This is a genomic window from Lactobacillus delbrueckii subsp. delbrueckii DSM 20074 = JCM 1012 (assembly GCF_001433875.1).
Classification (GTDB): domain Bacteria; phylum Bacillota; class Bacilli; order Lactobacillales; family Lactobacillaceae; genus Lactobacillus; species Lactobacillus delbrueckii.
Map to the genome: position 1 here is coordinate 1 of NZ_AZCR01000141.1, position 343 is coordinate 343.

The following is a 343-nucleotide window of genomic DNA, read 5'->3' on the forward strand; positions in this document are numbered from 1 at the left end:
CATGCATAAAAGAAATACGGCTGGCAGAAAATCTGTCAGCCGTATGGTTTGAGTTGTAAAATCCTGGGAAATTAGCATTTATTCCTGTTGACAAAGGAGATTCTAAAAAATTCTATTTATTACTCACTAAACAAAAACAACAAGCGGCTAGTGACGCGGCTTGCTATAAATTGCTTAACCATAAGCATTGATGAAAAAGAATTTGCAAATTGCGAGTACTTGATTCAAGAAATAAAAAATCTGTTAAGCAATGAATTAAATTACCGCCAATTGCAAGAATAAATTGAACACTTACCATAACATCTAGCAGATTTTGACTATCTACGCCGGTAAATGCGGTCAA

General features: G+C 34.4%; 1 pseudogene. It reads left to right on the top strand.

Features of this window, described 5'->3' with window-relative positions:
* Positions 1-81 precede the first annotated feature (81 nt).
* Positions 82-264 (top strand): annotated as a pseudogene (locus FD23_RS09935) (Rgg family transcriptional regulator); the annotation flags it as partial.
* Between the last annotated feature and the right edge of the window lie 79 nt (positions 265-343).